The organism is Bacillus sp. AL-1R (assembly GCF_052180195.1).
Lineage (GTDB): Bacteria > Bacillota > Bacilli > Bacillales > Bacillaceae_G > Gottfriedia.
Genome location: NZ_CP197469.1, coordinates 3,501,632 through 3,516,517, shown reverse-complemented (window position 1 = coordinate 3,516,517; position 14,886 = coordinate 3,501,632). Strand labels below are relative to the sequence as shown.

11 protein-coding genes are annotated in these 14,886 nt (G+C 33.9%); 10 read left to right on the top strand and 1 reads right to left on the bottom strand.

Annotated elements, in window-relative coordinates:
- Nucleotides 1-8 precede the first annotated feature (8 nt).
- From dnaE to ACSBO6_RS16840, 7 genes are all read left to right on the top strand, one after another.
- Nucleotides 9-3,353, top strand: coding sequence for a DNA polymerase III subunit alpha (dnaE, locus tag ACSBO6_RS16870; protein ID WP_498843708.1), 3,345 nt, complete (start codon nt 9-11; stop codon nt 3,351-3,353).
- A gap of 167 nt (nt 3,354-3,520) precedes the next feature.
- Complete coding sequence (ystJ, locus tag ACSBO6_RS16865) at nt 3,521-4,723, top strand: NADP-dependent malic enzyme (RefSeq protein ID WP_180233002.1); 1,203 nt, start codon at nt 3,521-3,523, stop codon at nt 4,721-4,723.
- Between the two features lie 370 nt (nt 4,724-5,093).
- Nucleotides 5,094-5,894, top strand: coding sequence for an acetyl-CoA carboxylase, carboxyltransferase subunit beta (accD, locus tag ACSBO6_RS16860; protein ID WP_098847834.1), 801 nt, complete (start codon nt 5,094-5,096; stop codon nt 5,892-5,894).
- A gap of 5 nt (nt 5,895-5,899) precedes the next feature.
- Entirely contained in the window at nt 5,900-6,850 is a 951-nt protein-coding gene (accA, locus tag ACSBO6_RS16855; protein WP_483295211.1) for an acetyl-CoA carboxylase carboxyl transferase subunit alpha, read from the top strand.
- A gap of 251 nt (nt 6,851-7,101) precedes the next feature.
- Entirely contained in the window at nt 7,102-8,061 is a 960-nt protein-coding gene (gene pfkA, locus ACSBO6_RS16850) for a 6-phosphofructokinase (protein ID WP_098847727.1), read from the top strand.
- Nucleotides 8,062-8,140: 79 nt separating this feature from the next.
- Nucleotides 8,141-9,895 (top strand): pyruvate kinase, encoded by a 1,755-nt coding sequence (gene pyk, locus ACSBO6_RS16845; RefSeq protein ID WP_498843707.1) that lies wholly within the window; start codon nt 8,141-8,143, stop codon nt 9,893-9,895.
- 102 nt (nt 9,896-9,997) lie between these two features.
- The gene (locus ACSBO6_RS16840) at nt 9,998-10,393 is read left to right on the top strand and encodes an FxsA family protein (protein WP_098847733.1); all 396 of its coding nucleotides are present in this window, start codon (nt 9,998-10,000) and stop codon (nt 10,391-10,393) included.
- A 67-nt stretch (nt 10,394-10,460) separates the two neighbouring features.
- Here the strand turns inward: ACSBO6_RS16840 and ytvI are convergent, their stop codons facing one another.
- A complete protein-coding gene (gene ytvI / locus ACSBO6_RS16835) occupies nt 10,461-11,573 on the bottom strand; it encodes a sporulation integral membrane protein YtvI (RefSeq protein ID WP_498843706.1) in 1,113 nt (370 codons plus the stop codon).
- A 124-nt stretch (nt 11,574-11,697) separates the two neighbouring features.
- Here ytvI and ACSBO6_RS16830 point away from each other — a divergent pair, with 124 nt between their 5' ends.
- From ACSBO6_RS16830 to icd, 3 genes are all read left to right on the top strand, one after another.
- On the top strand, nt 11,698-12,156 hold the full coding sequence (locus ACSBO6_RS16830) for a DUF441 domain-containing protein (RefSeq protein ID WP_498843705.1): 459 nt from the start codon (nt 11,698-11,700) through the stop codon (nt 12,154-12,156).
- A 175-nt stretch (nt 12,157-12,331) separates the two neighbouring features.
- Complete coding sequence (citZ, locus tag ACSBO6_RS16825; RefSeq protein ID WP_098847740.1) at nt 12,332-13,450, top strand: citrate synthase; 1,119 nt, start codon at nt 12,332-12,334, stop codon at nt 13,448-13,450.
- A 133-nt stretch (nt 13,451-13,583) separates the two neighbouring features.
- Nucleotides 13,584-14,864, top strand: coding sequence for an NADP-dependent isocitrate dehydrogenase (gene icd / locus ACSBO6_RS16820; protein WP_098847742.1), 1,281 nt, complete (start codon nt 13,584-13,586; stop codon nt 14,862-14,864).
- The last annotated feature ends 22 nt before the right edge of the window (nt 14,865-14,886 follow it).

The window sequence follows — 14,886 nt, the reverse complement described above, 5'->3', positions numbered from 1 at the left end:
GAATGTAGATGAGTTTTGTTCATTTGCAAGTTCAAAGTTCTTATAGTTTATTGCAAAGTGCATGTAAAATAGATGAATTAATTAATGCTGCTGTTAGAGAAGGACATCCTGCGCTTGCTATTGCAGATGAAAATGTCATGTACGGGGTAATTCCTTTTTATCATGCGTGTAAAAAAGCGGGGATTAAGCCAATTGTTGGGGTGAAAATCTCAATTTTAATGGATGAACAGCAGTCTTATCCGATGATTTTATTAGCAAAAGATTTGACAGGTTATCAAAACCTTCTAAAACTTACAAGTATTATAGGGACGAAATCACCAGAAGGAATTCCTAAAAAGTGGTTATCGGCATATAGTACCGGTGTGATTGCAATTACACCAGGAATCGAGGGAGAAATTGAAAACTTACTATTAAATGGAGAAATCGAAAGAGCTATTGTTCATGTAAAAGAATACCAAACAATTTTCGATCACTTTTTTGTCAGTATTCAAGATCACGGTTTACCTGAAGATCGTTTGTTATATCCATTAATTAAACAAGTACAAAAAGAAACAAACATCGGTTTAGTTGTTACAAATGACGTTCGATATATTGAAAAAGAGGATGCACTTATACAAGATGCATTATTTTCAGTTAAAAATGGTACTAAGTTATCAGATGAATCAAGACCAAGATTACTTTCTAACGAATATTATTATAAATCAAAAAACGAATTAGTGAAGCTGTTCTCTGATGAAGAAGAAGCATTTCAAAACACGATCCATATTTCAGATATTTGTAATGTAACGATACCTTTTCATCAGCCGTTATTGCCTAAGTATCCAGTACCTGATGGATATTCTACATTGGAATATTTAAAAATGGTTTGCGAAAATGGCATGATAGAGCGGTATGGGGATATTAGTGATGAACTTAAACAAAGATTAGAATTTGAGTTAAATACAATCGATAAGATGGGATTTAATGATTACTTCCTCATTGTTTGGGACTTTATTAAATATGCACATGAAAAAGGGATATTTGTTGGACCAGGACGTGGTTCCGCCGCGGGATCTTTAGTGGCATACGTATTAAAAATTACAAATGTAGACCCAATCCATTATCATTTACTATTTGAACGATTTTTAAATGAAGAAAGAATTACAATGCCAGATATTGATATTGACTTTCCTGATCATCGACGAGATGAAATGATTGATTATGTAGCTGCAAAATATGGTGATGTACATGTTGCACAAATTATTACATTCGGAACATTAGGAGCAAAAGCAGCCATTCGAGATATTGCAAGAGTAATGGGGCTAACACCAACAGAAATAGATCGTTATTCGAAGCTCATTCCTTCATCTCTCGGAATTTCATTAAAAGATGTCTATGAGCAATCAAAAGCATTTAAAAGTCACGTAGAACATTCTGGTATTCATAAACGGATATTTGAAGTAGCTTGCCAAGTTGAAGGTTTTCCTCGTCATACAAGTATTCATGCGGCAGGTGTTATTATTTCTGAACTTCCGTTAACAAATGTTGTCCCCTTACAAGAGGGGAATCATGGAGTGTTTTTAACACAATATCCTGCAGAAATACTTGAAGAGCTTGGTTTAGTAAAGATGGACTTCCTTGGCCTACGTAACTTAAGCTTATTGGAAGAGGTCTGTCGATTAATTTATGAATCAAAAGGCGAAGTAATTCGTTTAGAAGAAATTCCGTTACAAGATTCAAAAACATTTGAAATTCTTAGTAAAGGTGATACTTCAGGTGTATTTCAACTAGAATCATCAGGGATGAGAAGAGTACTACAGCAACTACAACCGAATCAGTTTGAAGATATAGTTGCTGTAAACGCGTTATATCGTCCAGGTCCAATGGAGCAAATCCCTAAATTTATTCAATATAAACATGGATTGGAGAAAGTTACCTATCCGCATCCAGTTTTAGAAAAAATATTAAAACCAACATATGGCGTAATTATTTATCAAGAGCAAATCATGCAAATTGCTTCAACTCTTTCAGGGTTTACCTTAAGTGAAGCAGATTTACTTCGTAGAGCAGTAAGTAAAAAGAAGAAGGAAGTTTTAGACAAAGAAAGAATTCATTTTGTAGAAGGCGCACTTGCTAAAGGTTATGATGAACAAGTTGCAAATGAAGTATACGATTTAATTGTTCAATTTGCTAACTATGGATTTAATAGAAGTCATGCTGTTGCGTATAGTATGATTGCGTATCAGCTAGCATATTTAAAAGCAAATTTTCCTCTAGAATTTTATGCAGCACTGCTATCGAGTTTTATAGGAAGTGAAGAGAAAGTATCGAATTATATTGGTGAAGCAAAATTGAAAGGGATCCCAATCTATCCACCTTCAATAAATAAAAGCCAATATGCTTTTGTAGTTGAAGGAAATGGCATTCGATATAGTCTATTAGCAATTAAAAATATTGGAATGGCGACTGTAAGAGAAATTCTACAAAAACGGCCATATAAAGATTTTTTTGAAGTGTGTATTAAAATTTCACCAAAAGCATTAAACCGAAAAAGTATAGAGAATTTAATTTTTTCGGGATGCTTTGATGAGTTTGAGCTTGACCGTGCGACACTATTAGCAAATATTGATATGATCTTTGATTATGTGGATATAGTAAGACCTGAAAATGAGGATCAATTTGATTTATTTCTTGATGAAGAATTTGTGCCTAAACCAGAAATTATTAAAGTGGATCCAATGAAAATTTCAATTAAGCTTGAATTAGAAAAACAGGCTTTAGGTACTTATTTATCAGGTCATCCAGTTAGTCAATATGAGAAGCTGCTTAAAGAAAGTGATGCCGGGACTATTTCATCAATTATGATGAAGAAAGATACAGAACATCTATTGTTTGTCTATATTAAGGATTTAAGGGTTACAAAAACAAAAAAACAACAACATATGGCTTTTTTACAAGTTGAAGATTTAAGTACTTCAATCGATGCGGTCGTGTTTCCGACTACTTTTGAAAAATACCGTCATAAATTAAAAGAAAAAGAAGTAGTCGTAGTAAAAGCAAAAGTTGATGAACGGGATGAAAGAAAACAATTAATTATAAATGAAGTTCTAACAATTGAAGAAATGGAAGAAATAAATGACCAAAAGAAGTATACTTTATTTATTAAAATAACGGGACATACTAATAAAAATATTTCATATACAATTCAGCAAACGATTTCTAAGTTTAAAGGGTATGCAAAAGTTGTGCTTTATTATGAGGAAGATAAAAAAGCTGTTCAATTATCTGAACATTATTATGTAAATCCTACTGTAAATTGTCTTGGAATGTTAAGAAAAATTGTAGGAGATGCAAATGTTGTATTAAAGAAATAGACATTCTTCTCTAAACTATTTATTATTAACGTACATGTGATATCATACAAAAAGAAAATTTCCTTTTTTAAAAAGAAAATCACTAAGAAATAAACAGTTGAAAAGTCAACTCGTCATCATTAGGGAGAGTGAATAGTTTGTCATTATTAAGTGAAGAAGCATTACATATGCATAGAGTACATCAAGGTAAATTAGAAACAGTTTCTAAGGTGCCGGTTACAAATGCGAAAGAATTAAGTTTAGCGTACTCACCAGGCGTTGCCGAGCCGTGTAAAGAAATTTACGAAGAAAAAACTAGAGTATATGAATACACAATGAAAGGTAATATGGTTGGTGTAGTTTCGGATGGATCTGCAGTTCTTGGACTTGGTAATATTGGACCAGAGGCCGCTTTACCTGTAATGGAAGGTAAAGCTGCGTTATTTAAAAGCTTTGCTGGTGTTGATGCATTTCCTATCTGCTTAAATACGCAAGATGTAGAGCAAATCATTCAAACAGTAAAATTGTTAGAACCTACATTTGGTGGAATAAATTTAGAGGATATTGCAGCTCCGAACTGCTTTATTATAGAAGAGCGCTTAAAGCGCGAAACCAATATTCCAATCTTCCACGATGATCAACATGGAACAGCTATCGTTACACTTGCAGGTTTAGTAAATGCTTTAAAAATCGTGAATAAAAATATGGCTGATATTAAAGTAGTTTTAAATGGTGCAGGAGCAGCTGGTATTGCTATATTAAAATTATTATATCGTTTCGGTGTTCGCCAAATTATTATGTGTGATACAAAAGGCGCGATTTACGAAGGCCGTCCAGTTGGTATGAATAGCGTCAAAAATGAAGTTGCAAAATACACTAATAAAGATAAAATACAAGGTAGCCTTAAAGAAGTACTTGAAGGGGCAGATGTATTTATTGGGGTTTCTGTAAAAGGAGCAGTAACGCAAGAAATGGTTCGTTCAATGAACGAAAATCCTATTATTTTTGCTATGGCTAATCCTGATCCAGAAATTATGCCTGAAGATGCAAAAGAAGCTGGTGCTTTAGTAATTGGTACTGGTCGAAGTGATTATCCTAACCAAGTAAATAACGTTCTTGCGTTCCCTGGTATTTTCCGTGGCGCATTAGATGTTCGTGCTACACATATTAATGAAGAGATGAAAATTGCGGCAGTAAATGCAATTGCAAGCTTAGTAAGTGAAGCAGATTTATCTCCAGATTTTATTATTCCAGCACCATTTGATCCGCGAGTGGCACCTAAAGTAGCTGCTAGTGTGGCAAAAGCTGCGATGGAAACTGGAGTTGCAAGACTAAATGTTGATCCGAAAGAAATCGAAGAAAAAACAAAAAAACTAGCTTTAATTAAATAGTTTTAATACCAGATATTAATATTTATGGGGATAGTATTACAATACTAAAATTAAGTAGTGTAGTACTATCCTTTTTTATCTGATATAATACTTAGATGTGGTAAAAATCCGCAGAGGTTATTGGAAAATAAAGGGATTTCATAAAAAATGAATAAATTAATACTTTAAGATTATCTACAAATTTCATGCTCAATGAATGGTTGAAATGACGAAATTTAGCTGAATTTTATCGACAAATGTTAACAAAAAGTGTATAACATTTATAGTATCCTATTAGTATTTAGTACTAAAAAAGTTAGGAGGAATTAGGTTGCAAATAAAAGACTTATTTTCCAAAAAGAAAAAATATGCATCTATACCTTCAGAAGTAATGAGACAAGATTTACCTGACGGTGTTATGACAAAATGTCCTAAATGTAAAAAAATTAGTATTACAAAAGAATTAATAAAAAACCTAAAAGTTTGTAATAGTTGTGGATATCACCATCAAATGACAGCATTCGAAAGAATCGAAAGCTTAATTGATGAAAATACTTTTGAAGAATTTGATCAAAACATGGTTTCTGCGAATCCCCTACACTTCCCTGATTACATAGAGAAGCTTGAAGGTGATCGTAAAAAAACAGAGCTTAACGAGGCGATTGTTACAGGAAAAGGAAAAATCGACGGAATTCCTGTTGTAATTGCAGTTATGGATGCAAGATTCCGAATGGGAAGCATGGGATCTGTTGTTGGAGAGAAAATAACTCGTGCAGTTGAGCGAGCTTCATCTGACGGTTTACCATTTATTATTTTTACTGCATCTGGCGGAGCACGTATGCAAGAAGGTATTTTAAGTTTAATGCAAATGGCAAAAACTAGTGCTGCACTTAAAATGCATAGCGAGCTAGGTTATTTAGCAATTTCAATTATGACAAATCCAACTACGGGTGGAGTATCTGCTAGTTTTGCGTCTTTAGGCGATTTTAACTTTGCTGAGCCTGGTGCATTAATTGGTTTTGCTGGTAGACGTATTATCGAACAAACGATCCGTGAAGAATTACCTGAAGACTTCCAAACTGCTGAATTCCTTCTGAATCATGGCCAGCTTGACGCAGTCATTTCGCGATTAGAATTACGTTCAAAATTATTTACAATTCTTAACTTACATCAAGGGGGTGTCTTGCAATAGTGGTTATGCTAGAATTCGAAAAACCGATTCATGAACTAAAGACGAAAATTGACGAACTAAAGGTTTATACAAGTCAACATGATGTTGATTTTACTGAAGAAATCAGACGTTTAGAAGAACGTTTAAAAACCTTAGAAAATGAAATTTACGGAAATATGGGAGTTTGGGATCGAGTACAAGTTGCTAGACATCCAGAACGACCAACTACTTTAGATTATGTTAATAGATTATTTACGGATTTCTTTGAGTGTCATGGTGATCGATTATTTGGAGACGATGCTGCAATCGTATCAGGTATCGCATCTTACCGTGGATTACCAGTTACGATCGTAGGACATCAACGTGGTAAAGATACAAAAGAAAATATTAGACGTAATTTCGGTATGCCACATCCAGAAGGTTACCGAAAAGCACTTCGTTTAATGAAGCAAGCTGAGAAATTTAACAGACCGATTATTGCGTTTATTGATACAAAAGGCGCATATCCTGGTAAAGCAGCCGAAGAGCGTGGACAAAGCGAAGCAATTGCTCGAAATATTTTTGAAATGGCAGGCTTAAAAGTGCCTACTATTTGTATTGTAATTGGTGAAGGTGGTAGTGGTGGAGCGTTAGCATTAGGAATTGGTAATAAGTTACTGATGCTAGAAAACTCAACTTACTCTGTAATTTCTCCAGAAGGTGCAGCAGCATTATTATGGAAAGATTCTTCACAAGCACGTAGAGCTGCTGAAACTATGAAAATTACAGCTCCAGACTTATTAGAATTAGGTGTAGTTGACCAAATTATACCTGAGGTAAAAGGTGGAGCACAAAATGATGTTGAACAACAGGCTAAATATATCGACAAGTACTTATACGAAACATTAAAGTCATTGTTATCTATGGATAAAGAAGAGCTGGTTCAACAACGATATGAAAAACACGCAAAGTTAGGGAAAATTTCTTTTAATCATTAATATTTAGTTTAACTTCTAGAGTGTGTGAAACAATATGTTAGCATGCTCTTTTTGTATTTTTTTAAAAAAATTAGTAAAAAATAGCAATATGCATAAAGAGTGTCGTCATACTTTTTACAAGGTATCATTTATTAAAAAAAGTTTATGAAAAAGTTCACATTATTTCTATTGTTTAAATATGCATTACATGGTACTTTATTTAAATGAATAAATGCATAATGTTAATGTAAAATCATTGAGGTGAATACATAATGAAAAGAATTGGCGTATTAACTAGTGGAGGAGACGCTCCAGGAATGAACGCTGCTGTACGAGCAGTCGTAAGAAAAGCGATTTTCCATGGCTTAGAAGTTTACGGTATATACCAGGGATATACTGGTCTTATTAATGGAAATATTGAGAAGCTAGAGTTAGGTTCTGTTGGCGATATTATTCATCGTGGTGGAACAAAACTACTTAGTGCACGTTGTCCTGAATTTAAAACATTAGAAGGACAAATGAAAGGAATTGAACAACTTAAAAAGTTTGGTATTGAAGGATTAGTTGTAATTGGTGGAGACGGATCATATCAGGGGGCAAAAAAGCTGACTGAACATGGTTATCCTTGTGTAGGTGTCCCAGGAACAATTGATAATGATATTCCAGGTACTGATTTTACAATTGGATTTGATACAGCTTTAAATACTGTTATTGATGCGATTGATAAAATACGTGATACAGCAACATCACATGAGCGTACATATGTAATTGAAGTGATGGGTCGTAATGCAGGTGATATTGCATTATGGGCAGGTTTAGCTGATGGCGCAGAAACGATTTTAGTCCCTGAATGTGACTATGATATGGATGATATTATTAGTAAATTAAACCGCGGTAGTGAACGTGGTAAAAAACATAGTATTATTGTGGTTGCTGAAGGTGTAGGAAGTGCAATTGAGATAGGTAAAGTAATACAAGAGCGAACTCACTTTGACACGCGTGTAACTGTTTTAGGACATGTTCAACGTGGTGGTTCACCAAGCGCTGCTGACCGAGTTTTAGCAAGTCGTCTAGGAGCAAGAGCGGTAGAACTACTTATGGAGGGCAAAGGTGGACGTTGTGTTGGAATTCAAAATAATAAGTTAGTTGACCACGATATTATCGAAGCATTATCTAAAAAGCATGAACTTGATCAAGATATGTATCAGTTATCTCAAGAACTTTCTATTTAATTAGATAGATTTAATTGAGCAATCGATTTCATAAATTTCTTAATAGTTTATAGTTTTGTATAAATTTGGAGGGTAAAAAATGCGTAAAACAAAAATAGTTTGTACGATTGGTCCTGCTAGTGAATCGGTAGAAAAATTAGTAGAGTTAATTAATGCAGGAATGAACGTAGCACGTTTAAACTTCTCGCATGGTTCTCATGAAGAGCATGCTGCAAGAATTAAAAGTATCCGCGAGGCTTCTGAAAAAACTGGTAAAACTGTAGCGATTCTTTTAGATACAAAAGGACCTGAAATTCGTACTTTAGATTTCGAAGGTGGCCAAGCAGAGTTAAAAACTGGAAATGAAGTTATTATTACTACTGAACCAGTAGTTGGTACAGCAGAAAAATTTGCAGTATCTTACGAAGGATTAATTGATGATGTACATGTTGGTTCAAAAATTTTAATCGATGATGGATTGATTGGTTTAGAAGTAATCGGTATTGAAGGAAATGATATTCGTACTAAAGTGTTAAACAGCGGTTTAGTAAAAAATAAAAAAGGTGTAAACGTACCAAATGTACGTGTAAATCTACCTGGTATTACAGAAAAAGATATAAGCGATATCGAATTTGGTATTGAGCAAAATGTTGATTTTATTGCTGCATCTTTCGTTCGTAAAGCATCTGATGTATTAGAAATTCGTGAACTATTAGGTAAACATCGTGCGGATTATATTCAAATTATACCGAAAATCGAAAACCAAGAAGGGATCGATAATATCGATGAAATTCTTGAAGTTTCAGATGGTTTAATGGTTGCACGTGGTGACATGGGCGTAGAAATTCCACCAGAAGAGGTACCAATCGTTCAAAAACAATTAATTAAAAAATGTAATAATGTAGGTAAGCCGGTAATTACAGCTACTCAAATGCTAGATTCTATGCAACGTAATCCTAGACCAACACGAGCAGAGGCAAGTGACGTTGCAAATGCCATTCTTGATGGTACTGATGCAATTATGTTATCAGGAGAAACAGCTGCAGGTTCATATCCAATCGAATCAGTTTCAATGATGAATTCAATTGCGCTTCGAATTGAAAAAAGCTTACAATACGAAGAATTATTTAAAAAACGTCAAAGAGAAAATAAAGGAACAATTACTGATGCAATTGGTCAATCGGTTGCAGCAACAGCTTTAAACTTAAAAGTTTCTGCAATTATTGCTCCTACAGAGAGTGGACATACTGCGAAAATGATTTCAAAATATCGTCCAAAAGCTCCTATTTTAGCTATTACATCTGATATTCGTATTTGTCGCCGTCTATCTTTAGTTTGGGGAGTTCAAACTCAATATAGAGAAAGAGCAAACTCAACTGATGAAATGTTACAACATGCTATGGATGCGGCTCAAGAAGCTAAATATGTTTCAAATGGTGATACTGTCATCATTACGGCTGGATTACCAATTGGTGAAACAGGTATGACGAATATGATGAAAATCCATGTAGTAGGTGACGTGATCGCTCAAGGTCAAGGTATCGGTCGCAAAACTGCTGCAGGAAAAGTTATCATCGCAAAAACAGGTGAAGAAGCTGTTTCGAAAGTTACACCAGGTAGTATTCTTGTAACAAATAGTACAGATAGAGATATGATGCCAGCAATTGAAAGAGCAGCAGCTATTATTACTGAAGAAGGTGGTTTAACTAGCCATGCTGCAGTAGTAGGTGTTAGCTTAGGAATTCCAGTAATTGTTGGAGTTGAAAATGCGACGAACATCTTAGTAAACGGTCAAGCTGTTACAGTAGATGCTTCTAGAGGAATCGTTAGTACAGGACATAAAAGTATATTTTAAGATATAATAAAGAGAAGGACAATTTTCCTTCTCTTTATTTTTTAAAGACAAATATAAGATTATTAAATGATATTTTAATTCTAAGCAAGAGGTGAAACTATCATGAAAAAACTTGTTGGTTGGCTAATTTTAATCCCATTAATTGATTTAATCTGTTTAACATTACTTAGTAGAGTAATTGGTTCCTTATCAGTATTTCTTTGGCTTATCGGTACGCTTTTGATTGGTATTTATATCATGAGAACCGTTTGGGTTACAGTTAAACAACAAGCCGGAGAACAGCTTCGGGCAGGCAAAATGCCAGATTTAATCATGATAGAAGGATTATCTTTTTTTCTAATTGGTCTCCTATTTTTTATTCCGGGACCAATTACCGACGTATTGGCAATCGTGTTGCTAATTAAACCAATTAGAATCAAATTTGTTCAACAACTTATTTATTTTGTAATGAAAAAGCTAAAAGGTAATGTTGTTTGGACGGGATATATAAAGAAATGATTATTGGAAATGCTTTAAAAGACAAAAACGAGAAAGCACTTAGCGATCTCGTTTTTTAATTTGCAGTTTAATTTGAACCTCTAATATAATACCAAAGTTCATGGAAGACTCGTGCTCGATATAAAGTTGATAAAATGACTAAAGTTACTGGACCGGCAATCAATCCTAGTAGACCCAAAAATTTAAAACCAACAAATAACGAGATTAAAGTAGGAAGTGGTTGTAGTCCTATATTTGAAGATAGAACTTTTGGCTCTGCAAGTTGACGTTGGATAATGACAACACCATATAAAATTGCCAGACCAATCGTTAATTTATAATCGCTAGACAGAAAAGTATATAAGATCCATGGTACGAAAATTAAGCCAGTTCCTAAGTATGGAAGTAAGTCAATGAAACCGATCAGAATAGCTATTGTGATTGCGAAAGGAATTCTCAATATTAATAATCCGATTAGGACTAGCACAGTCGTCATAGAAATAAGAGTGATATGTGCTTTAATAAAACCAAATAAAGCTTTCCGTAAATCAATAAAAATTGTTTTGCTGTAATGTTGAATTCGATCTGGAGTATATTTTGCGAATAAATTTTTTATTTTGTACCAGTCTTTACTAATAAAGAATGTTGCTAATAAAGATACGAATATTAAAGTAGCGGTATTAGGTAATAAAGCGATTACTAATTTAATTCCTTCAATGATTCCGTTTAATGCTTCTTTACCTAGATTAATAGCGGAATCGCCAATCGATTGTATATTTGTACGAATCGTTTGTTGTTGACCAGCACCGAGTTGACTATATTTACTCATAATTAAGTCATATAGAGGAACTATCTTATCCGTAACAATATTTTCAACGAAATAAATTAATCGTTCAAAACTTTCTGGTACAACTTGAATTAAATAGGTCGACCCTGAAATGATTTCCGTAATTAGTAATGTAAATAACCCTGCTAAAACAGCTAATAGTAAAATAATGGATAAAAATGCAGCTATTCCTCTAGGTATTCTGGCTTTTTCGTTTAATAAATTGACTAGTGGATTTAAAAAGTAGGCAATGATAAAAGCAATGATGAAAGGGTATGTAAGTTTTGAGATGAATAGTGCAGCGTAAAAACCTAAAATAATACATGCGATTACAAATAAAAACCGAATGATCTGAAAAACTAAAGTTCTATTCAAACTTTTACCTCCTTCCAAAAATGAAATGAGTCTCCTTGTCTTATTTTATCAAGAATTATTTTTTTATAATAGTAAAGTTTGATAGTATTTATTAATAAATTATACAATAAGGAGCTACTAACAAATGAGCGAATCAACAATATTTCTTTTAGTTTTACTACTAATTGGTGCAATTGCTAAAAATAACTCTTTAATCATTTCAATTATAGTATTGTTCGTACTAAAATATACTCCTCTTGGAGATCGAGTATTTCCCTATATGCAAACAAAAGGGATAAATTTAGGTGTAACGGTTATTACAATTGCTGTATTAGTACCAATCGCTACCGGTGAAATAGGTTTTAAAAATTTAATGGAAGCATTAAAAACCCCTGTAGCCTGGATCGCACTTCTCTCTGGAATCGCCGTGGCTCTGTTGGCAAAAGGTGGAGTACAATTATTAGCTACTAGTCCACAAATAACAGCAGCATTAGTACTAGGTACTATACTATCTGTAGCTGTATTTAAAGGGGTTGCAGTAGGGCCTTTAATAGGGGCTGGAATCGCATATCTATTCATTTGGATTGTAGAATTAATTAAGTAATTGAATAATAATTATATTTTAGTAAATTGTTTTCATTCACAAAAGTCAGATTATTGTTTATAATAAATGATAGTAGGGTTCCTTTCTATGTATACTAGGTGATTGAAAAGAGTTATACCAGTATATGTATGTAGTAAATACTAGGGAAATTTTTGCGTAAAGGAGAGAGGGGAATATGACAGTTAAAAGTGGTTTAGAGGGTGTTGTAGCAGCTACGACTTCTATAAGTTCTATTATTGATGATACATTAACGTATGTAGGTATCGGTATCGATGAATTAGCAGAATATGCAAGTTTTGAAGAAGTAGTATATTTATTATGGCATCGCAAATTACCAAATAAGGTTCAACTTAAAGAACTTGCTTCTCAATTAGCAGATAATGCCGAGTTACCAGAAGAAGTTATTACTTACTTAAAATCAACAAACTTAAAAAATGTACATCCTATGACTGTTTTACGTACAGTTATTTCAATGCTTGCATTGTATGATAAAAATGCTGAAGCAATGGACTCAGATTCAAATTATCTTAAAGCAATCCAACTTCAAGCTAAAGTTTCAACTTTTGTGGCAGCGTTTTCTCGAATCCGTAAAGGACTTGAGCCAGTTGCTCCTAATAAAGATTTATCATTTGCAGCTAACTTCTTATATATGCTGACTGGTGATAAACCGAATGAAATTGCGGAAGAAGCAATTAATAAGGCATTAGTACTACATGCTGACCATGAATTAAATGCTTCGACATTTACTGCACGCGTTTGCGTTGCAACATTATCTGATATTTATTCAGGTATTACAGCTGCGATTGGTGCTTTAAAAGGTCCATTACACGGTGGCGCAAATGAAAGCGTTATGAAAATGTTAGCTGAAATTGGTGAGATTGAAAATGTTGAATCTTACATTCAAGAGAAAATGGATGCTAAAGCTAAAATCATGGGATTCGGACATCGCGTATACCGTGGTGGTGACCCACGTGCGAAACATTTAAAAGAAATGTCTCGTCAATTAGGTGCAATTACTGGAGAGTTAAAATGGTACACAATGTCTGAAAAAATAGAAGAACTTGTTACAACTCAAAAGAATATTCCACCAAATGTTGATTTCTACTCTGCATCTGTTTATCACAGCTTAGGAATTGAACATGATTTATTTACTCCAATCTTTGCTATTAGCCGTATGTCTGGTTGGACTGCTCACATTTTAGAACAATATGATAATAATCGTATTATTCGTCCGCGTGCAGATTATACAGGACCAGAGAAAAACTCTTACATTCCAATTGAAGAGCGTGTATAAAGAATTATTTGAATACTTAAAATAGTATTTAATATTCGAATGATAGTGGTATAGTAAAGAGAGGGAGAGGAATCTTCCTCTCAAAAGCATGTATTTAATGAATTTAACTTATTTATTCAAGGGGGAGCATGTAATGCAAGCTGAAAAAATCACATTAGTAGACGGCCAATTAAACGTGCCAAACAATCCAATTATTCCTTTTATTGAAGGCGACGGTACAGGCCCAGATATTTGGGCAGCATCTTCACGTGTTTTAGATGCAGCTGTAGAAAAAGCATATAATGGTAATCGTAAAATCGAATGGAAAGAAGTTCTTGCTGGTGAAAAAGCATTTAATGTAACTGGTGAATGGTTACCTCAAGAAACTTTAAATTTAATTGAAGAGTACATGATTGCAATTAAAGGACCTTTAACAACTCCAGTTGGTGGCGGTATTCGTTCTTTAAACGTTGCTCTACGTCAAGAATTAGATTTATTTGTATGTTTACGTCCTGTACGTTACTTTGAAGGTGTACCTTCACCAGTTAAACGTCCAGAAGATACAGACATGGTCATTTTCCGTGAAAACACTGAAGATATCTATGCTGGTATCGAATATGAAAAAGGCTCTGAAGCAGTTCAAAAAGTAATTGAATTCTTACAAAAAGAAATGGGTGTTAATAAAATCCGTTTCCCAGAAACATCTGGTATCGGTATTAAACCAATTTCTGAAGAAGGTACAAAACGTCTTGTACGTGCAGCAGTTAATTATGCAATTCAAGAAAACCGTAAATCTTTAACGTTAGTTCATAAAGGTAATATCATGAAATTTACTGAAGGTGCATTTAAGAACTGGGGTTATGAAGTTTGTGAGCAAGAATTCGGCGATAAAGTATTTACATGGGCAGAGTACGATCGCATTGTAGAAACAAGCGGTAAAGACGCAGCTAACAAAGCAATGGAAGAAGCAGAAAAAGCTGGTAAAATCCTAGTAAAAGACAGCATTGCTGATATCTTCTTACAACAAATTTTAACTAGACCACGTGAGTTCGATGTAGTAGCTACAATGAACTTAAATGGTGACTATATTTCTGATGCACTTGCTGCTCAAGTAGGTGGAATCGGTATCGCTCCTGGAGCAAATATCAACTACGAAACTGGACATGCTATCTTTGAAGCTACACATGGTACAGCACCTAAATACGCTGGATTAGATAAAGTAAACCCATCTTCAGTTATTCTTTCTGGAGTATTAATGCTTGAGCATATGGGTTGGAATGAAGCAGCTTCTATGATTCTTAAATCAATGGAAAAAACAATTGCTTCAAAAGTTGTTACTTATGACTTTGCTCGTCTAATGGATGGGGCTACTGAAGTAAAATGTTCTGAATTTGCAAACGAATTAATTTCAAATATGGAATCAGTTCTTGTATAATTAAATTGTGTTTGTAAACAAA